This is a genomic window from Streptomyces sp. SID11385 (assembly GCF_010548245.1).
Classification (GTDB): domain Bacteria; phylum Actinomycetota; class Actinomycetes; order Streptomycetales; family Streptomycetaceae; genus Streptomyces.
Map to the genome: position 1 here is coordinate 1 of NZ_JAAGLR010000104.1, position 269 is coordinate 269.

Sequence of the window (269 nt, forward strand, 5' to 3'; positions counted from 1 at the left end):
CCGGCGCTCGGCGAGAGCGTCACCGAGGGCACCGTCACCCGCTGGCTCAAGGAGGTCGGCGACTCGGTCGAGGCCGACGAGCCGCTCCTTGAGGTCTCCACCGACAAGGTCGACACCGAGATCCCCTCCCCGACCGCGGGTGTCCTCCTGGAGATCACCGTCGCCGAGGACGAGACCGCCGAGGTCGGCGCGAAGCTCGCCGTCATCGGCCAGCCCGGTGCCGCCCCGGCCCCGGCCGAGCCCGCCCCGGCGCAGGAGGCCCCGAAGCA

Annotated in this window: 1 protein-coding gene; it reads left to right on the forward strand. The window is 74.7% G+C overall.

From position 1 onward, the window contains the following. Window positions 1-269: biotin/lipoyl-containing protein (locus G3I42_RS03325; protein ID WP_343244438.1), on the forward strand; the 269-nt coding region annotated here is incomplete at both ends.